General features: G+C 58.9%; 20 protein-coding genes, 2 tRNA genes and 3 rRNA genes. 9 read left to right on the top strand and 16 right to left on the bottom strand.

What is annotated here, in order from left to right; translation table 11 throughout:
* The first annotated feature begins 219 nt into the window (after positions 1-219).
* Positions 220-2,214, top strand: coding sequence for a PhoX family protein (locus P5703_RS08425; RefSeq protein ID WP_049340903.1), 1,995 nt, complete (start codon positions 220-222; stop codon positions 2,212-2,214).
* A 46-nt stretch (positions 2,215-2,260) separates the two neighbouring features.
* Here P5703_RS08425 and P5703_RS08420 read toward each other — a convergent pair whose 3' ends face one another.
* The 8 genes from P5703_RS08420 to P5703_RS08385 all read right to left on the bottom strand — a co-directional run bounded on the left by P5703_RS08420 (position 2,261) and on the right by P5703_RS08385 (position 10,703).
* Positions 2,261-3,322 (bottom strand): AI-2E family transporter, encoded by a 1,062-nt coding sequence (locus P5703_RS08420; protein WP_279641926.1) that lies wholly within the window; start codon positions 3,320-3,322, stop codon positions 2,261-2,263.
* A gap of 117 nt (positions 3,323-3,439) precedes the next feature.
* Positions 3,440-4,756: a Na+/H+ antiporter family protein gene (locus P5703_RS08415; protein WP_013982953.1), complete on the bottom strand. Its 1,317-nt coding sequence runs from the start codon at positions 4,754-4,756 to the stop codon at positions 3,440-3,442.
* A 195-nt stretch (positions 4,757-4,951) separates the two neighbouring features.
* Positions 4,952-5,308, bottom strand: coding sequence for a 6-carboxytetrahydropterin synthase QueD (queD, locus tag P5703_RS08410; protein ID WP_026006452.1), 357 nt, complete (start codon positions 5,306-5,308; stop codon positions 4,952-4,954).
* A 214-nt stretch (positions 5,309-5,522) separates the two neighbouring features.
* Positions 5,523-5,638: ribosomal RNA gene (gene rrf / locus P5703_RS08405) — 5S ribosomal RNA — on the bottom strand.
* Between the two features lie 134 nt (positions 5,639-5,772).
* A 23S ribosomal RNA gene (locus P5703_RS08400) occupies positions 5,773-8,663 on the bottom strand.
* Positions 8,664-8,917: 254 nt separating this feature from the next.
* Positions 8,918-8,993: transfer RNA gene (locus P5703_RS08395), tRNA-Ala, on the bottom strand.
* Between the two features lie 6 nt (positions 8,994-8,999).
* Positions 9,000-9,076, bottom strand: a tRNA-Ile gene (locus P5703_RS08390).
* 91 nt (positions 9,077-9,167) lie between these two features.
* Positions 9,168-10,703, bottom strand: a 16S ribosomal RNA gene (locus tag P5703_RS08385).
* Together the 16S, 23S and 5S rRNA genes with 2 tRNA genes alongside form the textbook arrangement of a ribosomal RNA operon.
* A gap of 711 nt (positions 10,704-11,414) precedes the next feature.
* Here P5703_RS08385 and P5703_RS08380 point away from each other — a divergent pair.
* From P5703_RS08380 to P5703_RS08365, 4 genes are all read left to right on the top strand, one after another.
* Positions 11,415-12,752 carry a TRZ/ATZ family hydrolase gene (locus tag P5703_RS08380; protein ID WP_108241884.1) on the top strand — a complete coding sequence of 446 codons (1,338 nt, stop codon included), beginning with the start codon at positions 11,415-11,417 and terminating at the stop codon, positions 12,750-12,752.
* Positions 12,753-12,880: 128 nt separating this feature from the next.
* Positions 12,881-13,579, top strand: coding sequence for a bifunctional 2-polyprenyl-6-hydroxyphenol methylase/3-demethylubiquinol 3-O-methyltransferase UbiG (ubiG, locus tag P5703_RS08375; RefSeq protein WP_011913443.1), 699 nt, complete (start codon positions 12,881-12,883; stop codon positions 13,577-13,579).
* Positions 13,579-14,250: an N-acetylmuramic acid 6-phosphate phosphatase MupP gene (gene mupP, locus P5703_RS08370; RefSeq protein ID WP_014596831.1), complete on the top strand. Its 672-nt coding sequence runs from the start codon at positions 13,579-13,581 to the stop codon at positions 14,248-14,250. The genes ubiG and mupP overlap by 1 nt, the downstream gene beginning before the upstream one ends.
* 84 nt (positions 14,251-14,334) lie before the next feature.
* Positions 14,335-15,075: a YciK family oxidoreductase gene (locus P5703_RS08365; RefSeq protein WP_151320960.1), complete on the top strand. Its 741-nt coding sequence runs from the start codon at positions 14,335-14,337 to the stop codon at positions 15,073-15,075.
* A 49-nt stretch (positions 15,076-15,124) separates the two neighbouring features.
* Here P5703_RS08365 and rluB read toward each other — a convergent pair whose 3' ends face one another.
* The 5 genes from rluB to prmB form a co-directional block, all read right to left on the bottom strand.
* A complete protein-coding gene (gene rluB, locus P5703_RS08360) occupies positions 15,125-16,252 on the bottom strand; it encodes a 23S rRNA pseudouridine(2605) synthase RluB (protein ID WP_019406872.1) in 1,128 nt (375 codons plus the stop codon).
* A gap of 104 nt (positions 16,253-16,356) precedes the next feature.
* Positions 16,357-17,001, bottom strand: coding sequence for a bifunctional 4-hydroxy-2-oxoglutarate aldolase/2-dehydro-3-deoxy-phosphogluconate aldolase (locus P5703_RS08355; protein ID WP_014596834.1), 645 nt, complete (start codon positions 16,999-17,001; stop codon positions 16,357-16,359).
* 17 nt (positions 17,002-17,018) lie between these two features.
* Positions 17,019-17,732, bottom strand: a complete 714-nt coding sequence (pgl, locus tag P5703_RS08350) for a 6-phosphogluconolactonase (RefSeq protein WP_019406873.1) — start codon at positions 17,730-17,732, stop codon at positions 17,019-17,021.
* Complete coding sequence (gene zwf / locus P5703_RS08345; protein ID WP_151320959.1) at positions 17,719-19,188, bottom strand: glucose-6-phosphate dehydrogenase; 1,470 nt, start codon at positions 19,186-19,188, stop codon at positions 17,719-17,721. Before zwf ends, pgl begins: the two co-directional genes overlap by 14 nt.
* A gap of 208 nt (positions 19,189-19,396) precedes the next feature.
* Complete coding sequence (prmB, locus tag P5703_RS08340; protein WP_279641920.1) at positions 19,397-20,320, bottom strand: 50S ribosomal protein L3 N(5)-glutamine methyltransferase; 924 nt, start codon at positions 20,318-20,320, stop codon at positions 19,397-19,399.
* A gap of 302 nt (positions 20,321-20,622) precedes the next feature.
* Between prmB and P5703_RS08335 the strand changes: the two genes are divergently transcribed.
* The 3 genes from P5703_RS08335 (at position 20,623) to folE (ending at position 22,481) form a co-directional block, all read left to right on the top strand.
* Complete coding sequence (locus tag P5703_RS08335) at positions 20,623-21,219, top strand: cysteine hydrolase family protein (RefSeq protein WP_011913451.1); 597 nt, start codon at positions 20,623-20,625, stop codon at positions 21,217-21,219.
* Between the two features lie 57 nt (positions 21,220-21,276).
* Complete coding sequence (locus tag P5703_RS08330) at positions 21,277-21,837, top strand: Smr/MutS family protein (RefSeq protein ID WP_048329066.1); 561 nt, start codon at positions 21,277-21,279, stop codon at positions 21,835-21,837.
* Positions 21,838-21,935: 98 nt separating this feature from the next.
* On the top strand, positions 21,936-22,481 hold the full coding sequence (folE, locus tag P5703_RS08325) for a GTP cyclohydrolase I FolE (RefSeq protein ID WP_011913453.1): 546 nt from the start codon (positions 21,936-21,938) through the stop codon (positions 22,479-22,481).
* A gap of 43 nt (positions 22,482-22,524) precedes the next feature.
* On the opposite strand, the gene P5703_RS08320 is transcribed toward folE, so the two are convergent.
* Both P5703_RS08320 and P5703_RS08315 read right to left on the bottom strand, forming a co-directional pair.
* Positions 22,525-23,127: a glutathione S-transferase family protein gene (locus P5703_RS08320; RefSeq protein WP_019406875.1), complete on the bottom strand. Its 603-nt coding sequence runs from the start codon at positions 23,125-23,127 to the stop codon at positions 22,525-22,527.
* A 46-nt stretch (positions 23,128-23,173) separates the two neighbouring features.
* The gene (locus P5703_RS08315; RefSeq protein ID WP_020308852.1) at positions 23,174-24,340 is read right to left on the bottom strand and encodes an aminotransferase-like domain-containing protein; all 1,167 of its coding nucleotides are present in this window, start codon (positions 24,338-24,340) and stop codon (positions 23,174-23,176) included.
* Between the two features lie 80 nt (positions 24,341-24,420).
* Here P5703_RS08315 and P5703_RS08310 point away from each other — a divergent pair, with 80 nt between their 5' ends.
* Positions 24,421-24,864: a MarR family winged helix-turn-helix transcriptional regulator gene (locus P5703_RS08310; RefSeq protein ID WP_011913456.1), complete on the top strand. Its 444-nt coding sequence runs from the start codon at positions 24,421-24,423 to the stop codon at positions 24,862-24,864.
* 91 nt (positions 24,865-24,955) lie between these two features.
* On the opposite strand, the gene rpsA is transcribed toward P5703_RS08310, so the two are convergent.
* Complete coding sequence (gene rpsA, locus P5703_RS08305) at positions 24,956-26,638, bottom strand: 30S ribosomal protein S1 (protein WP_013982964.1); 1,683 nt, start codon at positions 26,636-26,638, stop codon at positions 24,956-24,958.
* Between the last annotated feature and the right edge of the window lie 120 nt (positions 26,639-26,758).

The raw sequence follows: 26,758 nt of genomic DNA, 5'->3' as shown, positions 1-26,758 counted from the left end.
AGCAGGGACAGGTGAAGGGTGTGTTTGGCGACTGCCAATTTACCTGCTTCCCTGACTGTCAACTCGCTCTTCCCCCAGAGTCCGCGAAGAACCTTTTTTTTTGCGACGGATTGAGTGGTGCACGGTTACGCTTCGTCGGCCAGCGCTCCACTGTCATTCTCTTGTCGCATACGAACCTTAGCGTCATGGCTCCGACAACAATCGTTATGGAGCTGCGCCGTGATTACTGAGAACAACGACATTCTGTTCGGCAACGGGGACGAGTTGCCCAGTAACCATTCGACGAATCCGCATATCCAGGATGTGATTTCCCTTGGCCGACGTAAAGTGCTCGCGGGTGGCGCAGCCATGGGTGCCCTGGCCTTTCTTGGCGCATCCCTTCCCGGCCTCGCGCAAGCGGCGGAGCCAATGTCCCGCGGGATCAAAGATGTTCCGTTCAAACGTCGTACCCGCCTGCCGTTCGTGCCGGTGGCCGTTACCCGTGCCGACACCATAACCGTGCCGTCAGGCTATACCGCCACCACCTTCATCCCTTGGGGCACGCCGATTACCGGCCGCTATCCGGCCTGGCTGGAAGATGCCAGCAACACGGCTGAAGATCAGGCCCAACAGGTCGGCATGCACCACGACGGAATGCACTTCTTCCCCATGAACGCGAAGCTGGGCGGACGGCAGAGCGACCACGGCTTGCTGGTTCTCAATCACGAGTACATCGATGCACCCCTGCTCCACCGTAACGGTCCGACCGTAGTGGATGGCAAGCGCGTCAACGTCGACGAAGTCCGCAAGGAGATCAACGCACACGGTGTCTCGGTAGTTGAAATCCGCCGAGGTCCACGCGGCGAGTGGTCCGTGCTGCCGACGGCGCGAAACCGCCGCATCACCGGCGCGACACCGATGCGAATCGAAGGCCCGGCGCGCGGCCACGCGTTGATGCGTACCCGCTACAGCCCAAGCGGCACCTCGGCCCGCGGCACCCTCAACAACTGCGCCAACGGATTCACGCCGTGGGGAACCTACCTCACTTGCGAGGAAAACTGGGCCGGCTATTTCGCTACTGGCGACGCCGAGCTTCCGCGTGAGCTCAGCCGCTACGGCGTCCGGGGAGCCGGACGCTATGGATGGGAAACCGTGACAGGCGATGAATTCGAGCGATTCAATGCGACCCGCATCGCGGCTACTGCCCAAGGCGATTACCGCAACGAGCCAAACACCTTTGGCTGGGTGGTGGAAATCGATCCGTTCGATCCCCATTCGACTCCAATCAAGCACACAGCGCTCGGCCGTTTCGCCCATGAAGGCTTGGTGTTCGCGCCGGTCAAGCCAGGCCGCCCTGTCGTCTGCTATTCAGGCGACGACTCGCAGAACGAGTACATCTACAAGTACGTCAGCCGCGACAAATATCGACCTCAGCGCAGCGACGGGCGCCTGCTGGACGATGGCGTCCTCTACGTGGCGCGTTTCAACCCGGATGGCAGTGGCGACTGGCTCGCGCTGGATCATGCCAACCCAGCGTTTCAGCGCGCCTGCAAGGCCGCTGGCGTTCGGTTCGCCGATCAGGGAGAGGTGCTGATCAATACCCGCCTGGCCGCCGATATCGTTGGTGCAACGAAAATGGATCGCCCGGAATGGGGTGCGGTACATCCTGACACGGGTGAGGTGTATTTCACGCTCACCAACAATAGCGGTCGCCAGCAGTCCGATGCGGCCAACCCGCGTTCACCGAATGCGTTCGGCCATATCATTCGCTGGCGCGAAGCGAGCCGGGATTTTGCCGGCACCCGATTCACCTGGGATATTTACCTGCTCGCCGGCCCTGAGGAAAACAGCCGGAGCCCGAAAGGCCGTGCGCTGGACGCCACGAATATCCTGGCCAGCCCCGATGGATTGTGGTTCGACGATGAAGGGCGCCTGTGGATCCAGACCGACATGAGCGGCAGCCAGTTGAGCTCCGGTCCGTTTGGCAACAACCAGATGCTGGTTTCCGACCCGAGAACAGGTGAAACCAAGCGTTTCCTGGTCGGCCCGCCGGGTGCCGAGGTGACAGGAATCACGGCAACGCCTGACTTCCGCACGCTGTTCGTGAACATCCAGCATCCGGGTGAGGGTTCGACCTCGACGAACTACACGAGCACCTGGCCAGACGGCGCCGGTCGGCGTCCCCGCTCGGCCACCGTCATCATCACTCGTGAAGATGGTAAGCGCCTGATGTAAAGGCCAAGGGGCCTGGCGAGCGCCAGGCCCTCTGCCGCGTCGGCAATCATTGGCCCGGTGGGGGCTCTTCAGGTGAAGTGAACAGCCCCCATGTGGATATGAACAAAGCCGCCACCAGCGGGCCGATCACGAACCCGTTCAAACCGAAAAGCGCCAGACCGCCCAGCGTCGAGATCAGCACGACGTAATCGGGCATCTTGGTGTCTTTGCCCACCAGGATGGGCCTGAGAATGTTGTCCACCAGGCCGATCACCAGCACGCCATAGAGTGTGAGAATCACGCCCTGCCAGATCGCCCCGGTCATCAGAAAGTAGATGGCGACGGGCGTCCAGATCAGTCCGGCCCCCACCGCGGGGAGCAACGACAGAAACGCCATCAACACACCCCAAAGCAGCGCGCCGGATATGCCGAGTACGGCGAAGATGATTCCGCCCAGAGCTCCCTGAGTGACGGCGACCACAATGTTGCCCTTCACCGTCGCACGTACCACACGGGTGAACTTGTTGAAAAGGCGCGTTTTCTGGGCATCGCTGAGCGGAATGGCCTTTCTGATCCGTGCCACCAGCTCTCGACCGTCCCGGATGAAAAAGAACAGCAGATACAACATCACGAAGAAGCTGATCAGGAACTGAAACGTCCCCTGACCGAAGCTGAACGCCTTGGTGGCGAGAAACTGACTGCCCTCGAGCGCACCCGATGCCAGCCGCTCCCGCATGGAGTCCAGATCCCCGAAGCCGAAGCGCTGAAGCTGCGCCTGGACCGATTGAGGTAACAGCTCCCGCAGACCCGATACGAGGCGACCAATGTCCAGCTCGCCGCTCTCTATCTGCTTGTAAAGGGTCGCGCCTTCCTGAACCAGCATGCCCGTAATCAGAATGACAGGTAGCACGGCAACCAGCAGGCAGACCAGCAAGGTAAACAACGCCGTCAGATTGCGGCGTTGACTGAACCGCCGGTAAAGGTAGCGCTGCAAGGGTGCAAAGATGATGGCGAGAATGACCGCCCAGAAAACTGCTCCATAGAACGGCAACAGAATCCAGCCGAACGCCAGGGAAACCACTACCAGCAGCGCGAGGAAGACTTTCTGCTCGAGCGTCGAGTTGACCATTGTTGACCCTGTCGCTGCGTATCGTTCTGTTTAGTCAACGAGCGAGAGCGCGAGTGCGGGCCAGACGACGGATTCGCGACAGGGGCCGTTGTTGTCCGAACGGCCCTTCTCTTCGGTTCAGAGGGTCATCGCTGCCAGCCAGCCGAATGCGAGCAGCGGCAGGTTGTAGTGCAGGAAGGTCGGCACGACGGTGTCCCAGATATGGTTATGCTGACCGTCGGCATTCAGACCAGCCGTTGGCCCAAGCGTGGAATCGGATGCTGGGGAACCACCATCGCCGAGCGCGCCGGCAGTGCCAACGAGACTCACGATCGCCAAGGGGCTGAAGCCCAGCTCGACGCCAAGCGGCACGAAAATGGCGGCGATGATTGGCACGGTCGAGAAAGAAGAGCCGATGCCAATCGTGACGAGCAAACCGACCAGAAGCATCAACAGGGCGCCGATGGCCTTGCTGTTGCCGATCCACGCGGTGGATGCGTCTACCAGCAGTTTCACCTCACCGGTTTCACGCATCACTTCAGCGAAACCAGCGGCAGCAATCATGATGAAGCCGATCATGGCCATCATCTTCATGCCGTCGGTAAACAGGTCATCCGCTTCCCGCCAGCGCACCACACCGGAGACCGAGAAGATCACGAACCCTGCGAGTGCGCCGAGAATCATCGAGTCCAGCCACAGCTGAATAACGAACGCCGCAGCAACGGCAATGCCTGCCACCACCAAGGTCAGTGGGCTGTAACGTACCGAACTGGGCTCCACCTGCTCGATGCGAGCAAGGTCATATTCACGCGGCTTGCGGTAGCTATAGAAGGCGATCGCCAGCCCCGACAACATGCCCAAAGCTGGGATCAGCATCGCCTGGGTGACCTTGATGCCGGTTACATCCACACCGCTTTTGGCAACGTTGGCCAGCAGAATCTCATTGAGGAAGATGTTGCCGAACCCAACCGGAAGAAACATGTAAGGAGTGATCAGCCCGAACGCGAGCACACAGGCAATCAGGCGCCGGTCGATCTTCATCTTCGACAGTACGTAAAGTAACGGCGGAACCAGCAACGGAATAAACGCAATATGAATCGGCAGGATGTTCTGGGACGAGATAGCTACCGCCAGCAGAAGTGCGACCATCATCCACTTCACCGCACCGGTGCCCTGGCCGCCTTGCTTTCCGACCAAAGCCAGAGCCTTGTCGGCAAGCGCGTGGGCCAGACCGCTCTTGCCGATGGCTACGGCGAACGCACCAAGCAGAGCATATGACAACGCCACTGTCGCCCCACCACCCAGGCCCTTGTTGAAAGCGGCGAGGCTGCCTTCGATACCCAACCCGCCAATCAACCCACCGGCCATGGCCCCGGCAATAAGTGCAACGACCACGTGCACGCGGCAAAGGCTCAAGACCAGCATGATGCCGACCGCCGCAACAACTGCGTTCATTTCAAATCTCCGTATAAACGATCAAGTCGCGAGGAAAAGCGCCGCACTCTGCAGCAACTGCGCAGAACTGTCAAAATCGGAACGGCACATTCAGGACGGATGAGCGCATTCTGAGTTGTCAGTAGCCGTTCCCTATCACTAGCTCGGCGTTAGCGGTACCAGCATTTACTGAGCAGATAAAACCCAACGCGATGATCACTCACCACGGTATTCACAACCGCTTGTGCAGGTCTCGTGAATGCGGACGCGGGAAAGCTCTGGAAGCAGCGGCTTCAGTTCGTTCCAGATCCATTTCGCCAAGTTTTCGCTGGTGGGGTTTTCCAGACCGGGAATGTCGTTCAGATAGTTGTGATCCAGACGCTCGTAGAGCGGTTTGAAGATGGATTTCAGCTCACCGAAATCCCGAATCCAACCAGTATGTGGATCCACTGGCCCACTTATATACAAGGCAACACGGAAGGAGTGGCCATGCAGCCGCCCGCATTTGTGTCCTTGCGGTACGTGCGGCAAACGGTGCGCCGACTCGAATGTGAATTCTTTGAATATTTCCACTGTATGCACTCGTGATCTGATCGCGACGAAGCGCGCAATTTTACGCGTTTTGCCCGCGTGATTCATGCACAGAGGCTGCTACGCAGGGCAATCACGCCAAAGGGAGCAGCTACGGTAATTTGTCGGCATCAAAAAATCGGTGATCCTGCCGCCTTTCCGCGCTCCAAAAGCAAACCCCCGACCCGCTTACGCGGATCGGGGGTTTGGTGTAGGAGCTTGACGATGACCTACTCTCACATGGGGAAACCCCACACTACCATCGGCGATGCATCGTTTCACTTCTGAGTTCGGAATGGGATCAGGTGGTTCCAACGCTCTATGGTCGTCAAGCAATTCGGTTGCTGCCTCGGGGTTTAGCCGCTGCAGCGAATTGGGTATGTGATCGAATCGGTATTGCGTGTTCGTGCAGATTTTCGGTCTGTTTGTCGACTTACCGTCTAACAGCCAAATTGTTTGGGTGTTATATGGTCAAGCCTCACGGGCAATTAGTATTGGTTAGCTCAACGCCTCACAGCGCTTACACACCCAACCTATCAACGTCGTAGTCTTCGACGGCCCTTTAGGGAGCTCAAGGCTCCAGTGAGATCTCATCTTGAGGCAAGTTTCCCGCTTAGATGCTTTCAGCGGTTATCTCTTCCGAACGTAGCTACCCGGCAATGCCACTGGCGTGACAACCGGAACACCAGAGGTTCGTCCACTCCGGTCCTCTCGTACTAGGAGCAGCCCCTCTCAAATCTCAAACGTCCACGGCAGATAGGGACCGAACTGTCTCACGACGTTCTAAACCCAGCTCGCGTACCACTTTAAATGGCGAACAGCCATACCCTTGGGACCGGCTTCAGCCCCAGGATGTGATGAGCCGACATCGAGGTGCCAAACACCGCCGTCGATATGAACTCTTGGGCGGTATCAGCCTGTTATCCCCGGAGTACCTTTTATCCGTTGAGCGATGGCCCTTCCATACAGAACCACCGGATCACTAAGACCTACTTTCGTACCTGCTCGACGTGTCTGTCTCGCAGTCAAGCGCGCTTTTGCCTTTATACTCTGCGACCGATTTCCGACCGGTCTGAGCGCACCTTCGTACTCCTCCGTTACTCTTTAGGAGGAGACCGCCCCAGTCAAACTACCCACCATACACTGTCCTCGATCCGGATAACGGACCAGAGTTAGAACCTCAAGGTTGCCAGGGTGGTATTTCAAGGATGGCTCCACGCGAACTGGCGTCCACGCTTCAAAGCCTCCCACCTATCCTACACAAGCAAGCTCAAAGTCCAGTGCAAAGCTATAGTAAAGGTTCACGGGGTCTTTCCGTCTAGCCGCGGATACACTGCATCTTCACAGCGATTTCAATTTCACTGAGTCTCGGGTGGAGACAGCGCCGCCATCGTTACGCCATTCGTGCAGGTCGGAACTTACCCGACAAGGAATTTCGCTACCTTAGGACCGTTATAGTTACGGCCGCCGTTTACCGGGGCTTCGATCAAGAGCTTCGCTTGCGCTAACCCCATCAATTAACCTTCCGGCACCGGGCAGGCGTCACACCCTATACGTCCACTTTCGTGTTTGCAGAGTGCTGTGTTTTTAATAAACAGTCGCAGCGGCCTGGTATCTTCGACCGGCATGGGCTTACGTAGTAAATACTTCACCCTCACCGGCGCACCTTCTCCCGAAGTTACGGTGCCATTTTGCCTAGTTCCTTCACCCGAGTTCTCTCAAGCGCCTTGGTATTCTCTACCCAACCACCTGTGTCGGTTTGGGGTACGGTTCCTAGTTACCTGAAGCTTAGAGGCTTTTCCTGGAAGCATGGCATCGACCACTTCGCTTTCTAAAAGAAAGCTCGTCATCAGCTCTCGGCATTAAGATCCCGGATTTACCTAAGATCTCTGCCTACCACCTTAAACAAGGACAACCAACGCCTTGCTGGCCTAGCCTTCTCCGTCCCCCCATCGCAGTAACTAGAAGTACGGGAATATTAACCCGTTTCCCATCGACTACGCTCTTCAGCCTCGCCTTAGGGACCGACTCACCCTGCGTCGATTAACGTTGCGCAGGAACCCTTGGTCTTTCGGCGTGCGAGTTTTTCACTCGCATTGTCGTTACTCATGTCAGCATTCGCACTTCTGATACCTCCAGCGAGCTTCTCAACTCACCTTCACAGGCTTACAGAACGCTCCTCTACCGCTCAACTTGCGTTGAACCCGTAGCTTCGGTGCATGGTTTGAGCCCCGTTACATCTTCCGCGCAGGCCGACTCGACTAGTGAGCTATTACGCTTTCTTTAAAGGATGGCTGCTTCTAAGCCAACCTCCTAGCTGTCTAAGCCTTCCCACATCGTTTCCCACTTAACCATGACTTTGGGACCTTAGCTGACGGTCTGGGTTGTTTCCCTTTTCACGACGGACGTTAGCACCCGCCGTGTGTCTCCCGTGCTGACACTTGCTGGTATTCGGAGTTTGCATCGGTTTGGTAAGTCGGGATGACCCCCTAGCCGAAACAGTGCTCTACCCCCAGCAGTGATACACGAGGCGCTACCTAAATAGCTTTCGAGGAGAACCAGCTATCTCCGAGCTTGATTAGCCTTTCACTCCGATCCACAGGTCATCCGCTAACTTTTCAACGGTAGTCGGTTCGGTCCTCCAGTCAGTGTTACCTAACCTTCAACCTGCCCATGGATAGATCGCCCGGTTTCGGGTCTATTCCCAGCGACTAGACGCCCTATTAAGACTCGCTTTCGCTACGCCTCCCCTATTCGGTTAAGCTCGCCACTGAAAATAAGTCGCTGACCCATTATACAAAAGGTACGCAGTCACCTAACAAAGTAGGCTCCCACTGCTTGTACGCATACGGTTTCAGGTTCTATTTCACTCCCCTCTCCGGGGTTCTTTTCGCCTTTCCCTCACGGTACTGGTTCACTATCGGTCAGTCAGTAGTATTTAGCCTTGGAGGATGGTCCCCCCATGTTCAGACAAAGTTTCTCGTGCTCCGTCCTACTCGATTTCACTTCTAAGATCCTTTCGCGTACAGGGCTATCACCCACTATGGCCGCACTTTCCAGAGCGTTCCGCTAAAATCAAAGAAGCTTAAGGGCTAGTCCCCGTTCGCTCGCCACTACTAAGGGAATCTCGGTTGATTTCTTTTCCTCAGGGTACTTAGATGTTTCAGTTCCCCTGGTTCGCCTCACACACCTATGTATTCAGTGTGTGATAACCATCTTATGATGGCTGGGTTCCCCCATTCAGACATCTCCGGATCAAAGTCTGTTTGCCGACTCCCCGAAGCTTTTCGCAGGCTACCACGTCTTTCATCGCCTCTGACTGCCAAGGCATCCACCGTATGCGCTTCTTCACTTGACCATATAACCCCAAGCAATCTGGTTACTGTCTATAACGTGAAGACGACATTCGCCGAAAATTTGCATAGAGAACACGCAAATTTTACCTTGACGCGACATGCTGCCAGTGAAAGCAACACATCGGTCTACTTCTATCACATACCCAAATTTTTAAAGAACAGTTCTGGCGCAAAGTCCAGAAATCAATGTTCAACCCAGGCGATCAACCTCATCCTGGTAAACACTCATTTCTGAGCTTTCGGCGACTAGAGTTAATGGTGGAGCCAAGCGGGATCGAACCGCTGACCTCCTGCGTGCAAAGCAGGCGCTCTCCCAGCTGAGCTATGGCCCCTTCGATTGGTGGGTCTGGGCAGATTCGAACTGCCGACCTCACCCTTATCAGGGGTGCGCTCTAACCAACTGAGCTACAGACCCAATCGTTACTCTCGGGTCTAAACCCAATCGCCTTTCGCAAGTGAATCAAGCAATTCGTGTGGGAGCTTATGACGAAGCCGGTGTCTTCGATTAAGGAGGTGATCCAGCCGCAGGTTCCCCTACGGCTACCTTGTTACGACTTCACCCCAGTCATGAATCACTCCGTGGTAACCGTCCCCCGAAGGTTAGACTAGCTACTTCTGGAGCAACCCACTCCCATGGTGTGACGGGCGGTGTGTACAAGGCCCGGGAACGTATTCACCGTGACATTCTGATTCACGATTACTAGCGATTCCGACTTCACGCAGTCGAGTTGCAGACTGCGATCCGGACTACGATCGGTTTTATGGGATTAGCTCCACCTCGCGGCTTGGCAACCCTTTGTACCGACCATTGTAGCACGTGTGTAGCCCAGGCCGTAAGGGCCATGATGACTTGACGTCATCCCCACCTTCCTCCGGTTTGTCACCGGCAGTCTCCTTAGAGTGCCCACCTTAACGTGCTGGTAACTAAGGACAAGGGTTGCGCTCGTTACGGGACTTAACCCAACATCTCACGACACGAGCTGACGACAGCCATGCAGCACCTGTGTCAGAGTTCCCGAAGGCACCAATCCATCTCTGGAAAGTTCTCTGCATGTCAAGGCCTGGTAAGGTTCTTCGCGTTGCTTCGAATTAAACCACATGCTCCACCGCTTGTGCGGGCCCCCGTCAATTCATTTGAGTTTTAACCTTGCGGCCGTACTCCCCAGGCGGTCGACTTAATGCGTTAGCTGCGCCACTAAGATCTCAAGGATCCCAACGGCTAGTCGACATCGTTTACGGCGTGGACTACCAGGGTATCTAATCCTGTTTGCTCCCCACGCTTTCGCACCTCAGTGTCAGTATTAGCCCAGGTGGTCGCCTTCGCCACTGGTGTTCCTTCCTATATCTACGCATTTCACCGCTACACAGGAAATTCCACCACCCTCTGCCATACTCTAGCTCGCCAGTTTTGGATGCAGTTCCCAGGTTGAGCCCGGGGCTTTCACATCCAACTTAACGAACCACCTACGCGCGCTTTACGCCCAGTAATTCCGATTAACGCTTGCACCCTTCGTATTACCGCGGCTGCTGGCACGAAGTTAGCCGGTGCTTATTCTGTTGGTAACGTCAAAACAGCAAGGTATTAACTTACTGCCCTTCCTCCCAACTTAAAGTGCTTTACAATCCGAAGACCTTCTTCACACACGCGGCATGGCTGGATCAGGCTTTCGCCCATTGTCCAATATTCCCCACTGCTGCCTCCCGTAGGAGTCTGGACCGTGTCTCAGTTCCAGTGTGACTGATCATCCTCTCAGACCAGTTACGGATCGTCGCCTTGGTGAGCCTTTACCTCACCAACTAGCTAATCCGACCTAGGCTCATCTGATAGCGTGAGGTCCGAAGATCCCCCACTTTCTCCCGTAGGACGTATGCGGTATTAGCGTTCCTTTCGAAACGTTGTCCCCCACTACCAGGCAGATTCCTAGGCATTACTCACCCGTCCGCCGCTGAATCATGGAGCAAGCTCCACTCATCCGCTCGACTTGCATGTGTTAGGCCTGCCGCCAGCGTTCAATCTGAGCCATGATCAAACTCTTCAGTTCAATACTGCTTGGGTTTTGAGAAAACCCTAAACTTGGCTCAGCAATCGCAAATCTCTTTACTAGAAAGAGTAACTCTCGAATAAACGAGTGTTGCTTTGTGATGCTGATAATCTTGCGACTACCAGTCTTACATTCACAAGCACCCACACGAATTGCTTGATTCAGTTGTTAAAGAGCGTTTCGATCAAGCCTTTCGTCTCAACCGAGGCCGCGCATTCTACAGCAGCCTTTCTTACTGTCAAGCTGTTTTTCGAAAATCTCTTTTCTACTCAACCGCTTGCCGCCTCGATCAATCTGCATCTCTCGTCAGCGGGAGGCGAATCATACAGCGTCCAAAACCGCTGTCAACCACCTCTTTCAACCGCTTTCGATCAATCCGATCGAAAGCCACCAACAGGACTCAACCACCACCCTGTCAGCGCGGCGCATTCTACTCGAATCCGCCACCAGTGCAACCCTTTTATGTAGCTAACCTTTTGATTTACAAGAGGTTTTGCTTGAGGACTGCGCCGGAAGTGGTGCGCATTATAGGCACCTGAAAACAGCCGTCAACCGTTTATTTCGGTTTTCATCTATGGCATTTGCCCTCTCTTTATATAGAGGCAGTGCAGCGCTACCAGGACGCCTGCTGCAACCTGCGTTACGGCTTCCTTCAATCCAGCGTCCCCAGCCATTACACTAGTCGACCTTCTCATCCAGTCACGGCTCCCCATGTCCCGGCAAAGCCTCACTCCGCTAGATCTGCTTCTATTTCCGACCTGGCTGGTTCCGGTCGAGCCAGCGGGAGTAGTGCTCAAGGGGCATGGATTGGGCATCCGTGATGGACGCATCGTACTCATCGCACCGCGTGAGGAAGCACTCAAGCATCCGGCGCAGGAGAAGCTAGAACTCGAAGGAATGATGTTGGCTCCCGGCCTGATCAATACACACGGACACGCGGCGATGACGCTGTTTCGTGGGCTGGCCGATGATCTACCGCTGCAACGCTGGCTGCGCGACCACATCTGGCCGGCCGAAGCACGCTGGGTCGACGAAGACTTCGTGCGCTGCGGCACCGAACTGGCCATTGCCGAGCAGCTCAAAGGCGGCATCACCTGCTTCTCTGACATGTATTTCCACCCCGCTGTAGTAAGCGAACTGGTACATAAGCATGGTGTACGAGCACAGATTGCCGTCCCTGTGCTCGATTTCCCCGTACCCGGCGCACGCGACGCGGACGAGGCGCTACGCAATGGCGTGGCATTGTTCGACGATCTCAAGCATCACCCGCGTATCTCGATCGCATTCGGGCCTCACGCGCCTTATTCGGTTGCGGATGACAAACTCGAAAACATCAGAATCCTGGTCGCCGAGATGGACGCCTGCATTCATATGCACGTCCATGAAACCGCGCACGAGACCCAAGAGGCCCTGCACAAGCATGGCGAACGCCCCTTGGCCAGGCTCGCGCGACTCCAGTTGCTCGGCCCTCGGTTCCAGGCTGTGCATATGACCCAGGTCGACGAAGAAGACATCGCGTTGCTCACCGAGCATAACTGCAGTGTCATTCATTGCCCCGAATCGAACTTGAAGCTCGCCAGCGGCTTCTGTCCTGTAGAGCGCCTGTGGGAAGCCGGAGTCAATGTTGCCATTGGCACCGATGGCGCCGCGAGCAACAACGATCTGGACCTGCTTGGCGAAACCCGTACCGCCGCGTTGCTGGCCAAGGCGGTCGCCGGTTCAGCGACCGCCCTGGATGCACATCGCGCATTGCGCATGGCTACGCTCAATGGTGCACGGGCGTTGGGGATCGATGATCACACCGGCTCGCTGGAGATCGGAAAATTCGCCGACCTGGTCGCCGTCGATCTCTCCGGTTTGGCTCAGCAACCAATGTACGATCCGGTTTCTCAGCTGATCTATTCCACAGGGCGAGACGCCGTCCGGCATGCCTGGGTAGGAGGAAAACAGTTGTTGAACAACGGCAAGCTGACCCGGATGGACGAGCAGCGTGTCATCGCGAATGCCCGCCAATGGGGCGCCCGGATTGCCAGCACGGACAGCCAGTGACGAAGGCGAGTAGATATGCAGGACCCCCGCGACCGAATGACCTATGCGCCCTCGCCGCTATCCGAAGCTGGCAACATGAGCGATTGCAGCTCAAGCTTCTTCTTCAAGCTTTATAAACGGACCAGACCATGAGCAACGTCGACCACGCTGAAATCGCCAAATTCGAAGCCCTTGCACATCGCTGGTGGGATCGCGAGAGTGAGTTCAAGCCACTGCATGAGATCAATCCATTACGGGTCAATTGGATAGACGAGCACATCTCTCTGGCCGGAAAGAAAGTCATCGACATCGGCTGCGGTGGCGGCATCCTGAGCGAGGCCATGGCGCAGCGTGGCGCTCAGGTGACTGGCATCGACATGGGCGAGGCTCCGCTGTCGGTTGCGCGCCTGCACCTTCTCGAATCCGGACTCGAAATCGATTATCGGCAGATCACCGCCGAAGCCATGGCCGCAGAGGCACCGGAGCAGTTCGACGTGGTCACCTGTCTCGAGATGCTCGAACACGTACCGGACCCGGCCTCGGTCATCCGGGCCTGCGCCACACTGGTCAAACCGGGCGGCCAGGTGTTCTTCTCCACCATCAACCGCAACCCGAAAGCCTACGCGTTCGCCATCATCGGCGCGGAGTATGTGCTGCAGCTGCTTCCGCGCGGCACACATGACTTCAAGAAATTCATCCGTCCTTCCGAGCTCGGCGCCTGGAGCCGTGATGCCGGCTTGGCCGTGAAGGACATCATCGGCCTTACCTACAACCCGCTGACCAAGCACTACAAGCTGTCAGCGGACGTCGACGTCAACTACATGGTCCAGACCGTCAAGGAGTCCTGATGCGCCTGCGCGCTGTTCTGTTCGACATGGACGGTACCCTGCTCGATACCGCTCCCGATTTCATCGCCGTGGCGCAGGCCATGCGGATTGCGCGCGGCCTGGAGCCGGTGCCGGATCAGCAGATTCGTGATGTGGTGTCCGGTGGTGCCAGAGCCATGGTGCTCGGCGCCTTCGATGTGGACCCCATGTCGGACGAGTTCGAAGCATTGCGCCTGGAGTTTCTTGCGCGCTACCAGGAGCATTGCGCCGTGCATAGCCGCCTCTACGATGGCATGGCGGAACTGCTGGACGAAATCGAGCGGTCCAACCTGCGCTGGGGGGTGGTAACCAACAAGCCGCTGCGTTTCGCCGAACCGATCATGCAGCAGCTGGGCCTGGCGTCCCGCTCTGCCGTGCTGGTCTGTCCTGATCACGTCGCCAATAGCAAGCCCGACCCCGAGCCGATGATCCTCGCGTGCAAACAGCTCGACCTTGATCCTTCTGCGGTCCTGTTCGTCGGTGATGACCTGCGCGACATCGAATCGGGACGAGCGGCGGGCAGCAGGACGGCCGCGGTGCGCTATGGCTATATCCATCCGCAAGACAACCCGAGCAATTGGGGCGCGGACGTAGTGGTGGATCACCCGCTGGATCTGCGCCAGGTCCTGGACAGCGCCCTGTGCAGTTGCTGATACAGCCATAGGTTCACCACCACAGCATCATCACTCGGCAGTAATTGCCGAAGCACCTATCACTTTCGATTTACGAGGCATCCGATGTTCGAGTATTCCGCCCGCCCCGACCTGCTCGCAGGGCGCATCATCCTGGTCACCGGCGCTGGCCGGGGCATCGGTGAAGCTGCTGCCAAGGCCTACGCGGCCCACGGAGCTACCGTGCTGTTACTGGGCAAGAATGAAGACAATCTGAATCGGGTGTACGACGAAATCGAAGCAGCAGGCCATCCGCGCCCTGCTGTCATCCCGTTCAACCTGGAGACAGCCCTGCCGCATCAGTACGACGAGCTGGCAGCCATGATCGAGCGGGAATTCGGACACCTGGACGGATTGCTGCACAACGCTGCGATCGTTGGCCCTCGCACGCCGATCGAGCAGTTGTCCGGCGACAATTTCATGCGAGTCATGCAGATCAACGTGAATGCCATGTTCATGCTGACCAGCACCTTGCTACCGCTGCTCAAGCTCTCCAAAGACGCCTCGGTGATCTTCACCTCCAGCAGCGTCGGACGCAAAGGCCGCGCCTACTGGGGTGCCTACGCCGTATCGAAGTTCGCCACGGAAGGACTGATGCAGGTTCTGGCCGACGAACTGGACGATACCGCGCCGGTGCGTGCCAACAGCATCAACCCGGGCGCTACTCGGACCGACATGCGCGCCAAGGCGTACCCGGGCGAGAACCCGCTCGTCAATCCATTGCCGGAAGAAATCATGCCGGTCTATCTGTACCTGATGGGCCCGGATAGCGCCGGCATCAACGGCCAGGCGCTGGACGCCCGATGAAGTCCGCGCAGCGCAGTCATCCACTGCGCTGCGCTGCGCTGCAGACCGCTCAGGGACGCTTGCTGCGCTCGCGCCCGAAGCCGGGCCGCTGACCTTCTCCGGCCGGCTTCCTCGCCGGACCCGATGAGCGCCCGCCGCCTTCGTGGCGCTTGCCGCCCTTGCGGGTATCCCCCGGACGCTCGGCGACCGGCGTACCACGCGGCTTGTCGCTGCCGCGCGGCTTGCGCTCGCTCTTGTCATCTCGTGCCGCACGCGGTTTATCCGCTACAGGCATGTCGGCTTCGTGGGCGGGACGAAGTACACGTGACCGCCGCTCGCCTCGCCCAAGTGGCTTGGCCACCTTGCGTTGCATGCGGTCGATCTTCTCCTTCGTCTTGGCCTTCATGCTCGGCAAGGCGACCGGCTTTAGGCCAACCTCCTCGCTGAGAATGTCCACCTCGGCTTGCGACATCTCGCGCCAGCGCCCCATCGGCAGATCGGACGTCATGAAAACCGGCCCGAAACGGACACGCTTCAGCCGGCTGACGACCAGCCCCTGGGATTCCCAGAGCCGACGAACCTCACGGTTGCGGCCTTCCATGACCACGCAGTGATACCAATGGTTGAAGCCTTCGCCACCAGGCGCTTCCTGGATATCGGTGAAGCGCGCCGGACCGTCCTCCAGCATCACCCCGGTCTTCAGCCGCTCGATCATCTCGTCGTCGACCTCGCCGCGCACACGTACCGCGTATTCCCGGTCCATTTCGTACGAGGGGTGCATCAGGCGATTGGCCAGCTCACCGTCAGTGGTGAACAGCAGCAGCCCCGTCGTGTTGATATCGAGCCGGCCGATGTTGATCCAGCGGCCCTCCTTGGGACGTGGCAGGCGATCGAACACCGTAGGGCGGCCTTCGGGGTCGTTGCGGGTGCAGATCTCGCCGTCGGGCTTGTTGTAGATCAGCACACGCCGCACCACCTGGCTGGTTTCTTCGCGCTTGAGCAGGCGGCCATCGACTGCGATGGCGTCATGGGAATCGACACGCTGGCCGAGTGTGGCAACCGCGCCATTGACCTTGACGCGGCCCTCGACGATCCACTTTTCGACGTCGCGACGCGACGCGATGCCCAGACGGGCAAGGACTTTCTGCAGCTTCTCGCCGTGCGTGGCGTGGATCGTGGTTTCTTCGTGCTCGGTCATCTGGGCACCTCCCGGTGTGGCAATCCGATTGAAAGGGCGCGAATCATACGCGGATCATGCCGGCTGCGCACCTTGCGCCAGTCGGACGGCGGCGCCAGTCCGACCTAGGGCAAAGCGGCCAGGGCCTCCGCGGTACGCTGCTGGATGCCCGCCCAGTCGCCGCGCTCCAGCGTTGCGCTGTCGATCATCCAGGTACCGCCGACACACATGACGTTAGCCAGCGCCAGGTACTGGGCCGCATTGGCAGCGCTCACCCCGCCGGTCGGGCAGAACCGAACGTCCCCGAACGGTCCGCCGAGGGCCTTGAGCGCGGCGATGCCGCCACACACCTCGGCCGGGAACAGTTTGAAGCGGCGATAACCCAGCGCGTAGCCTTCCATGACGTCGGACGCACTGCTCGTGCCCGGTAGCAAGGGTACCGAGCAGCTCACCCCGGCTTCGAGGATGTCGCGGGTAGAGCCCGGCGTGACGATGAACTGGGCGCCGGCCGCCTCCACTTCGTCCATCATGCGCCGGTCGAGGACGGTTCCGGCGCCGATGCAGAGGTCCGGTCGTTCCTGGCGCAACCGCTGAATAGCGGTCAGGCCATGACGCGAGCGCAAGGTAATCTCCAGGGTACGCAGGCCACCCGCCGACAAGGCATCGGCGAGCGGCAGGATCTGCTCTTCGCTGCCAATGGTGATGACCGGCAGAATCCGCGCCGCGACGCAGATCTGTTCGATCAGGGCATTCTTCTGGTCCATGGTCATGCAGGAGTCCTCGGGCCTCAAGGGCACCAGTAGATTTCGAGCGGGGCGTGCAGGAATGCCCGGATGGGCATCTGCAATGGATCGGCACTCAGCGCTACACGCAGGGTTTCAAGCTTTTCGCTGCCTTGAATGGCCAGACACTGCATCCTGGCGCAGGCCAGTAGAGGATAGGTCATCGTCAGGCGGGCCTCGGGGGCGACCGGTGCCTGCGTAGCCACACAGCGCTCGGGACAATCCTCCCGCAAGGCATGCGCCAAGTTGGCGCTGCTAGGGAACAGCGAAGCGGTGTGCCCGTCGTCACCCATGCCGAGCACGAGCACATCGATCGGCTGATGCAATTGGTCGAGCGCCGCATTGGCGAAGCCCGCAGCCTGCTCGAGCGAGTCGGCTGGCTGGTAGAGCCCGATCAGCCGGGCGGCATTCGCGGCATTCTGCAGAAGGTGGCGCCGCAGCAAGCCTTCATTGCTGGCCGGATCGGTTGGCGAGACCCAGCGCTCGTCGGCCAGGCTGATCTGGATCTTTGCCCAGTCCAGCTCTCGCCTAGAGAGGGACTCGAAGAACGCAACCGGGCTCCGCCCACCGGATACCACCAGACTTGCGACGCCGTGTGTCTGTACCGCGTAGCGCAGCGCCTTGGCGACGCTGTCGGCCATCAGTTCGGCCTGCCGCTGCGCGTCCGCCGAGCTATGGGCGATCACGCCCGTGGGTAAGTCCAGTTCAGAGATCGCCATACCACGCCCTCCCGTCGCGCGTGATCAGTGCAATCGAAGCGACCGGCCCCCAGGAACCCGCCGGGTACAGTTTGAGCTCAGCACCGAGCCGACTCCAACCGTCGATCAACTGATCGCACCAATGCCACGCATATTCGATTTCATCCCTGCGCACGAACAGATTCTGGTTGCCTTGCATCACCTCGAGCAACAGGCGCTCATAAGCATCCGGAATTCGCGCGCTTTTATAAGTCTCCGAGAAATTCAGCTGCAGCGGCCCACTGCGAAGATGCATGCCCTTGTCCAGCCCCTGCTCCTTGGTCATGACTTGCAGCGAAATGCCTTCATCCGGTTGCAGGCGGATGATCAGGCGATTGCTGATCAGCGCGCGTTGCTCGGGGGCGAAGATGTAGAACGGCGGCTCCTTGAAATGGATGACGATCTGCGACAGTTTCTGCGCCATGCGCTTGCCGGTACGCAGGTAGAACGGCACGCCGGACCATCGCCAGTTGCAGATATCGGCCCGCAAGGCGACGAACGTCTCGGTGCTGCTCTGCGCGTTGGAATTCTCCTCGTCCAGATAACCCGGCACCGAAACGCCACCTACGTTGCCCGCCGCATACTGCCCGCGCACGACCCGCTGATGGATGGATTCGGCCGTGATCGGAGCCAGTGCCTTGAGCACCTTCACTTTCTCGTCACGGATGCTGTCAGCGGTGAGATTGCTCGGCGGATCCATGGCGATCAGGCAGAGCAGCTGCAGCAAGTGGTTCTGCACCATGTCGCGCAGCTGGCCGGCCTGATCGAAATAGCCCCAACGGCCTTCAATGCCCACCGTTTCGGCGACGGTGATCTCGACGTGGGAAATATGGTGCTGGTCCCACTGAGTTTCGAACAGGCTGTTGGCGAAGCGCAGCGCGATCAGATTCTGGACGGTTTCCTTACCGAGATAGTGGTCGATGCGGTAGATACGGCTCTCTGGAAAATGCTCGGCAACGGCATCGTTGATCACCCTGGACGATTCGAGATCGTGACCGATGGGCTTCTCCAGAACGACCCGGGCCTGTTCGGCGAGCCCGCTCGCCGCGAGGAACCTGCAGATGTCGCCATACACCGCGGCGGGCGTTGCGAAATAGGCGACCAGGGGCAAGTCCTGCGGTACGCACTCTCGAAGCGCCGCGTAGTCGTCACCGCGACGGAAATCCATGGTGAGGTAGCGCAGCCGCTCGGCAAAGCGCTCGAGCGCCGGCTCGTCGAGTTCGCCAGCCGGTACGCGCGCTCGCAACGCCTGAATGATTCGCGACTTGTGTGCCTCAGGCTCACCACCTTCACGCGACAGCGCAAGGATTCGCGTATCGCCATGCAGCAGACCGGCACGATCCAGCTGGTAAAGCGCCGGAAACAGCTTGCGCAACGCAAGATCGCCCAGGGCGCCGAACAAGGAAAAAGTGGTGGGTTCTACGGTGATGCCTGGCATGGGCTGTCCACTTCAATGGTCAGTGAATGACGGCTCGAACACTGACCGATCGGAACTGCAGCCAGCCAGCGGCACAGATTCCCGATCGGACTTCTATGCAGACCACCATGCGGGGCAAATGCTCAGCGAGATTCGCCAATCGGCCATGCAGGGCCGGACTGGCGAGGAGTAGAAGATTCGAACGCTACGCCCTTCCAGAGAAAACCGATCAGCTCTCCGCCAGGCGCGAGCGGAGCAGTGCCTGATGCTTTCGGCATTGCTGTGCGGCCAGCAGGAATACGCCATGTCCACCACGGGTGAATTCCAGCCAGGTGAAATCCACTTCCGGATACAGCGCCTGAACATGAACCTGACTGTTGCCCACCTCGACGATCAGCACGCCATCGTCGGTGAGGTGATCTGCGGCTTCGGCAAGCATGCGACGGACCAGGTCCAGCCCATCGTTACCGCACGCCAGGCCGAGCTCCGGCTCATGATGGAACTCATCTGGCATATCCGCGAAATCCTCGGCGTCGACATAAGGCGGGTTCGACACGATCAGGTCGAAGCGCTGATTGGGCAGCCCGTCGAAACCATCGCTTTGCACGGTGTAGACGCGCTCTTCGAGACCATGCTGCTCGATGTTGCGGTTGGCCACCTCGAGCGCATCGAACGAGATGTCCGCCAGTACGACTTCTGCTTCGAGGAATTCATACGCACAGGCGATACCGATGCAGCCCGACCCGGTGCAAAGATCAAGGATGCGTTTCGGGGTACCGGGCAGCCAGGGTTCGAAACGATGCTCGATCAGCTCACCGATGGGCGACCTCGGAATGAGCACGCGCTCATCGACAATGAACGGCAGGCCACAGAACCAGGCCTGCTCCAGCAGGTAGGCAGTCGGTACACGCTCTTCGATGCGCCGACGTAGCAGGTTCTGCAAGTGTTCGCACTCATCCGCTTCCAGGCGACAGTCCAGATAGCTATCGGACATCTCCCACGGCAGATGAAGTGCACCCAGAACCAGCTGACGCGCATCGTCCCAGGCGTTGTCGGTGCCGTGGCCAAAGAACAGCTGCTCCGCCTGAAAACGGCTGACAGCCCAGCGAATATAGTCACGCAGGGTACGCAAGCGAGAGAGCGAAGCGGTCACAAGGGCGTCTCCTGTAAAAAGTGCGCGAGTTTAACAGGCATCGGAAAACCCGAGCTACGGCGGTGGTTGCCGAGACCTGTGGTTCGCCAGCAAAGTTGAGACAGCTTTGTAAATGCCCAATTCGTTGCGAGCGTTCGCTGATCACTGGCAGTACCCTTCGGCACGGAATTTTTGCGGCAATCCGAGCGTCAAGAGCGCGACCGAGCAGTCACTCGCCTGCCAAGCGAAACAATCGGCTGGACGGTTCACATCGGCGCGCTCAGGCGCCACAATCAGCCCCCTCACAGCACAAGGAGCCGACAATGACCAAGCCACAGACCATGCTTCAGCTCAGTGGCCGCAGCTATAACCCGGCGACGCTGACGAATGCCACCCTGCTGGTCATCGACGTGCAGGAGGAATACCGCAGTGGCGTTCTGGCCCTGCCCGCCCTGGATCGGGCGCTACCGGAAATCACCCGCCTGCTGGCAGCTGCGCGCGCGGCCGGCGCACCGATCGTGCATGTGCATCACCTGGGCATCAGCGGCGGGCTGTTCGATCCTCAAGGTTTTCGTGGACAGATCATGCCCGAAGCCGCGCCGCTGCCCGGCGAGCCCGTGGTCGCCAAACGCCTCCCCAACGCTTTTTCCGGCACCGAGCTGCACGAGCTGCTGCAGAAACTCGGCCGCCTCGATCTCATCGTTTGCGGCTTCATGACCCATTCGAGCATCAGCACCACCGTTCGCGCAGCCAAGGATTACGGCTATCGCTGCACTCTCGTCGACAGCGCCTGCGCCACGCGCAACCTGCCGATGGGCGAAGGCAGCATCGATGCCGAACAGGTCCATCGCATCGAAATGACCATCCTTGCCGACAACTTTGCGGTCTGCGTGCCGGACACGGCAGCCCTGAGCCGCTAGGACGCTTTCTGCACGCGGCAGTGGCTGGGGTAGACTGGCCTTCTGTTTGGAGGCCCCATGCAAGACGACGACGATTTTTCCCTCTTCCAATCGGCCGTGCGCGGTGTCAAGCCGATAACCCATGACCGTGCCGAAACCGGCAAGGTCCGCGCCAACCGCGAACAGATCGCGACCCGCCGCAGCAACGCCACGCTCAGCAACGACTCGACGCGCGTCGACGGACTGTCGGACCAGTTCGTCATCGACGTCGGCGCGGAGGATGAGCTCTACTGGGCGCGTGACGGCGTGCAGGACGCGCAGATGCGCAAGCTCAAGGCCGGCCAGATACCGTTCGAAGGCAGCCTGGACCTGCATGGCATGACAGTGGAAAAGGCCCGCGAACAGCTGTGGGACTTCATCGCCGAAGCAACCCGCCTCGAAGTCCGTTGCGTCCGCGTGACTCATGGCAAGGCCGCGCGGCTGGATGGCAAGCGCCCATTGATCAAGAGCCACGTAAACACCTGGTTGCGGCAACACCCACAGGTGCTTGGTTTCACGTCCTGCCTGCCGCGCCATGGGGGGACCGGCGCACTCTACGTGGTGCTCAAGCGCACCATGCTTGAAGGGCGCGACGAATGACTGCTCGGCTCACGCCAGTCGCTCGACAGGCTTGCCAGCAGAGCGGCAGCCCCCTACCCTTCGCGTTCGCGACCCTATGAAGCCTGACAGGTAGCTCAATGTCCCTGGAACAACACTACACCGCGATCCTTGGCCAACTTGGCGAGGACGTTAACCGCGAGGGTCTGCTCGACACACCCAAACGCGCCGCCAAAGCCATGCAGTACCTGTGCAAGGGCTACCAGCAGACCCTCGAAGAGGTGACCAACGGCGCGCTGTTCAGCTCCGACAACAGCGAGATGGTGCTGGTCAAGAACATCGAGCTGTACTCGCTCTGCGAACACCACATGCTGCCTTTCATCGGCAAGGCGCACGTCGCCTACCTGCCCAACGGCAAGGTGCTTGGCCTGTCGAAGGTCGCCCGGATCGTCGACATGTATGCGCGCCGACTGCAGATTCAGGAAAACCTGACCCGCGAGATCGCCGAAGCGATGCAGCAAGTCACCGGAGCCTCCGGTGTAGCCGTGGTCATCGAAGCCCAGCACATGTGCATGATGATGCGCGGTGTCGAGAAGCAGAATTCTTCCATGGTCACATCGGTGATGCTGGGTCAGTTCCGCGACAATGCCGCTACTCGTAGCGAGTTTCTCGGGCTGGTGAAGTAGCTCAGAGAAGACAGGGCCTTCACGGCCCTGTCTTTTTAGCTCCTCAATCGTACATGCCTACATGCCGCGGATGGCTCGCAACGCGCTGCAGCCACTGGCGGATCGCTGGATACCCCCCCAGATCGAAACCACCCTCTTCCGCCACGTGGGTGTATGCGTAGAGCGCAACGTCGGCGATGGAATAGTGATCACCCACCAGATACGGCGTGCGCAGCAGCTGTTGCTCCATCACGTTAAGGGCATGATAGCCGTCGAGCTGCTTGGCCTCGTATTCTTCGCGCCGCTCTTCCGGCATCCCCAGATAGACCTTGATGTACCGCGCCACGGCAATGAACGGCTCGTGACTGTACTGCTCGAAGAACTGCCACTGCAGCACCTGAGTGCGCAGGCGCGGATCGGTCGGAAGGAACTCGCTGCCCTCGGCCAGGTAGTTCAGGATGGCGTTGGACTCCCATAGACAGGAGCCGTCCTCGAGTTCCAGCACCGGGATCTTGCCGTTCGGATTCTTCTTGAGAAACTCCTCCGAGCGCGTCTCGCCTCGAAGGATATTTATCGCAATCCACTCGTACGGCTGGTCCAGCAGGTGCAGCATCAGCTTGATCTTGTAGCAATTACCCGACCGATAATCGCCATAGACTTTCAACATGGTCTCCCCTCCCGATCGACCCGCGGCGCGGGTCGGCAATAACTCCTCACGCAGCTTCCAGCGCACCGGCGTCGCGAATGACCTGGGCCAGCCTGCGTAGTCCCTCGTCCATGCGCTCAGCCGCGACATGACTGAAATTCAGCCTCAGATAGCCGGGGTTTGCGTCCGGTTCGACGAAGAACGGCTCGCCGGGCATGAACACGACATCCTCGGCCAGCGCTCGATTGAGCAGCGTTCGCGTGTCAAGCGGCTGCTTGAGCGTCAACCAGAAGAACAGCCCGCCCTGCGGCAACTCCCAGGTCGCCAGATCGCTGAAGTGCTCCCTCAGCGCCGCCTGCATGGCATCGCGGCGGACTCGGTAGAACTCGCGCAACTGTCCGAGATGCGCCTGGTAATGGTCGCTGCCCAGCCATTGCAACGCCTGCCATTGCCCGATCCGATTGGTATGCAGATCTGCCGACTGCTTGAGGCGCAGCAGATAAGGAAACAGGTCCGCAGACGCGATCAGGTAGCCCACCCGCAAACCGGGCAGCAGCGTCTTGGATACCGTGCCGGTGTAGATCCAGCTGGCCCGCTTGAGGCGCGACACGATGGGCCTGGCACTGCCCTGGTCGAACACCAGTTCACGGTACGGCTCGTCCTCCAGCAAGGTCACACCGTATTCATCCAGCAGATCGGCAACGGCCTCACGCTTGGCTTCGCTGTAACGGACCGCAGAAGGATTCTGGAAGGTCGGAATCAGGTAGGCGAAAGCCGGAGTGTGCTGCTCCAGCGTGGAACGCAGTGCCGCCAGATCCGGTCCGTCAGCCTGCTGCGCAACGGCCAGACACTGTGCACCGAACAGCTGGAACGACTGCAGCGCGGCGAGATAGGTCGGCGCCTCGACCAGCACCTCGGTGCCCGAGTCGATGAACAGCTTCGAGGCGAGATCCAGCGTCTGTTGCGACCCACTGACAATCAGCACCTGACTGGCCTCGCAGGGCACGCCGAGCGCCCGGGCCTGAGCCGCGATGGCTTCGCGAAGGGCGGGTTCGCCTTCGCTCATGCCGTATTGCCCCATGCTCGCAGGCAGCTCGGCCCAATCCACCGCGGGTAACATCGCCTCAGCCGGCAACCCACCGGCAAAGGACATCACCTCAGGACGCTGGGCTGCGGCGAGAATTTCACGAATCAGGGAGCTTTTCAGGCGAGTAATACGTTCGGAGAAGGCCATTTCCATACCAGGTGCGAGGCGTTGCAAAATAAGTCAAACTTCTTGACCGAAATTACGCCTCTCATAATAAATACGTCAATATGCCTGACCTAAAAAAAAGCGCCGTGCAGCGCCAGATAATGGAAAGCTTCTTTCTCGGCTATCAGGCTTTCACGGCAAAGCCTGACGAGATGCTGGCCCGTCGCGGCCTGTCCCGCGTGCACCACCGCATCCTGTTCTTTATCGCCAGCTATCCCGACCTGAGCGTCAAGGAACTGCTGAGCTACCTGGGCGTTACCAAGCAGGCGCTGAACACACCATTGCGCCAACTGATCGAAATGCATCTGGTGGAAAGCCTCACGGCGGAGGACGACAAGCGCAAACGCATGCTGCGCTTCACCGCCGAGGGAGCGAAGCTCGAGCAAGCACTGCGCCGGGAACAGGTCAGGCTGCTACAGCGCGCCTTCGATGACGTGGGGGAACAGTCTGTAGACGGCTGGCTCGCGGTCAACCAGGCGCTCGCCATGGAAAAGGCCAAAGGCTGACAGCTCTCGCCGAGGCGGGGCGCTCCATCACGTGGAATCGCAGGCACAAAAAAGGGCGACCGAAGTCGCCCTTTTTCATGAAGAACCGAACTTAGTTCTGGTTTTCCATCTGAGCACGGATCAGATCACCAATGGTGGTCGGGCCGGTGCTTTCAACTTCCTGCTTGGTGCGCAGCTCTTTCATCGCATCCTTCTCGTCTTCGACGTCTTTGGACTTGATGGACAGGCTGATCACGCGGGACTTGCGGTCGATGCTGATGATCTTGGCTTCGACTTCGTCGCCTTCCTTCAGCACGTTGCGCGCATCTTCAACGCGGTCACGGCTGATTTCGGACGCCTTCAGGGTCGCTTCGATATCGTTGCCCAGATCGATGATGGCGCCTTTGGCGTCAACTTCTTTCACGGTACCGCGAACGATGCTGCCCTTGTCATTGACGGCGGCGTAGTTGGAGAACGGATCGTCTTCCAGCTGCTTGATGCCCAGGGAGATACGCTCACGCTCCGGATCGACCGACAGGATAACGGTATCCAGCTCGTCGCCCTTCTTGAAGCGGCGAACGGCTTCTTCACCCGGCTCGTTCCAGGAGATGTCGGACAGGTGAACCAGACCGTCGATGCCGCCGTCCAGACCGATGAAGATACCGAAATCGGTGATCGACTTGATGGTGCCGGAGATGCGGTCGCCCTTGTTGAACTGGCCAGAGAAGTCTTCCCACGGGTTGGACTTGCACTGCTTGATGCCCAGGGAGATGCGACGACGCTCTTCGTCGATGTCCAGAACCATGACTTCCACTTCGTCGCCGACCTGTACGACCTTCGACGGGTGGATGTTCTTGTTGGTCCAGTCCATTTCGGAGACGTGCACCAGACCTTCGACACCTTCTTCCAGCTCGGCGAAGCAGCCGTAGTCGGTCAGGTTGGTGACGCGGGCCATGACGCGGGTGCCTTCCGGGTAACGCGCCTTGATGGCAACCCATGGGTCTTCGCCCAGCTGCTTCAGGCCCAGCGATACGCGGTTGCGCTCGCGGTCGAACTTCAGCACCTTGACATCGATCTCGTCGCCAACGTTGACGATCTCGGACGGATGCTTGATGCGCTTCCAGGCCATGTCGGTGATGTGCAGCAGACCATCGACGCCGCCCAGGTCAACGAACGCACCGTAGTCGGTGAGGTTCTTGACGATACCCTTGACCTGCTGGCCTTCCTGCAGGGATTCCAGCAGAGCTTCGCGCTCGGCGCTGTTCTCGGCTTCCAGCACGCTGCGGCGGGAAACGACAACGTTGTTGCGCTTCTGGTCGAGCTTGATGACCTTGAACTCGAGCTCTTTGCCTTCCAGGTGGGTAGTGTCGCGCACAGGGCGGACATCGACCAGCGAACCCGGCAGGAACGCACGAATGCCGTTGACGTCGACGGTGAAGCCACCTTTGACCTTGCCGTTGATGACGCCCTTGACCACTTCTTCTGCAGCGAAAGCCGCTTCCAGAACAATCCAGGATTCCGCGCGCTTGGCTTTTTCACGGGACAGCTTGGTTTCGCCAAAGCCATCTTCAACCGCGTCCAGAGCAACGTGGACCTCGTCACCCACCTTGATGGTCAGCTCGCCCTGCTCGTTGTAGAACTGCTCGACCGGGATGACGCCCTCGGACTTGAGGCCGGCATGTACGGTGACCCAGTCACCGTCGATGTCGACCACGATGCCGGTGATGATGGCGCCCGGCTGCATGTCGAGGGATTTAAGGCTTTCTTCAAAAAGTTCTGCGAAGCTTTCGCTCATGTTGATTCCTGCTGTTTTCGGGCGAGAATCCGCCCAATCTCCACATTCCAGACAATGTGGGTTCATTCATATAAAAAAAGGCCTGCGGGACTGGATCTGGTCTCCCACATGCCTCCTTGT

This window comes from Stutzerimonas sp. FeSN7 (assembly GCF_030263795.1).
In the GTDB taxonomy this organism is placed as follows: Bacteria; Pseudomonadota; Gammaproteobacteria; order Pseudomonadales; family Pseudomonadaceae; genus Stutzerimonas; species Stutzerimonas stutzeri.
Note: the sequence above shows the minus strand (reverse complement) of the source record. Positions and strands in the feature narration are given on the sequence as shown.

What these genes read in the sequence shown, in the direction of transcription:
- ubiG (WP_011913443.1), top strand. Translation starts at nt 12,881, where the DNA reads ATGAGCAACGTCGACCACGCTGAAATCGCCAAATTCGAAGCCCTTGCA.
- P5703_RS08365 (WP_151320960.1), top strand. Translation starts at nt 14,335, where the DNA reads ATGTTCGAGTATTCCGCCCGCCCCGACCTGCTCGCAGGGCGCATCATC.
- P5703_RS08320 (WP_019406875.1), bottom strand. Translation starts at nt 23,127, where the DNA reads ATGTTGAAAGTCTATGGCGATTATCGGTCGGGTAATTGCTACAAGATC.
- P5703_RS08380 (WP_108241884.1), top strand. Translation starts at nt 11,415, where the DNA reads ATGTCCCGGCAAAGCCTCACTCCGCTAGATCTGCTTCTATTTCCGACC.
- P5703_RS08355 (WP_014596834.1), bottom strand. Translation starts at nt 17,001, where the DNA reads ATGACCATGGACCAGAAGAATGCCCTGATCGAACAGATCTGCGTCGCG.
- mupP (WP_014596831.1), top strand. Translation starts at nt 13,579, where the DNA reads ATGCGCCTGCGCGCTGTTCTGTTCGACATGGACGGTACCCTGCTCGAT.
- rluB (WP_019406872.1), bottom strand. Translation starts at nt 16,252, where the DNA reads ATGACCGAGCACGAAGAAACCACGATCCACGCCACGCACGGCGAGAAG.
- pgl (WP_019406873.1), bottom strand. Translation starts at nt 17,732, where the DNA reads ATGGCGATCTCTGAACTGGACTTACCCACGGGCGTGATCGCCCATAGC.
- P5703_RS08420 (WP_279641926.1), bottom strand. Translation starts at nt 3,322, where the DNA reads ATGGTCAACTCGACGCTCGAGCAGAAAGTCTTCCTCGCGCTGCTGGTA.
- zwf (WP_151320959.1), bottom strand. Translation starts at nt 19,188, where the DNA reads ATGCCAGGCATCACCGTAGAACCCACCACTTTTTCCTTGTTCGGCGCC.
- P5703_RS08310 (WP_011913456.1), top strand. Translation starts at nt 24,421, where the DNA reads ATGCCTGACCTAAAAAAAAGCGCCGTGCAGCGCCAGATAATGGAAAGC.
- folE (WP_011913453.1), top strand. Translation starts at nt 21,936, where the DNA reads ATGTCCCTGGAACAACACTACACCGCGATCCTTGGCCAACTTGGCGAG.
- P5703_RS08330 (WP_048329066.1), top strand. Translation starts at nt 21,277, where the DNA reads ATGCAAGACGACGACGATTTTTCCCTCTTCCAATCGGCCGTGCGCGGT.
- P5703_RS08335 (WP_011913451.1), top strand. Translation starts at nt 20,623, where the DNA reads ATGACCAAGCCACAGACCATGCTTCAGCTCAGTGGCCGCAGCTATAAC.
- P5703_RS08315 (WP_020308852.1), bottom strand. Translation starts at nt 24,340, where the DNA reads ATGGCCTTCTCCGAACGTATTACTCGCCTGAAAAGCTCCCTGATTCGT.
- P5703_RS08415 (WP_013982953.1), bottom strand. Translation starts at nt 4,756, where the DNA reads ATGAACGCAGTTGTTGCGGCGGTCGGCATCATGCTGGTCTTGAGCCTT.
- rpsA (WP_013982964.1), bottom strand. Translation starts at nt 26,638, where the DNA reads ATGAGCGAAAGCTTCGCAGAACTTTTTGAAGAAAGCCTTAAATCCCTC.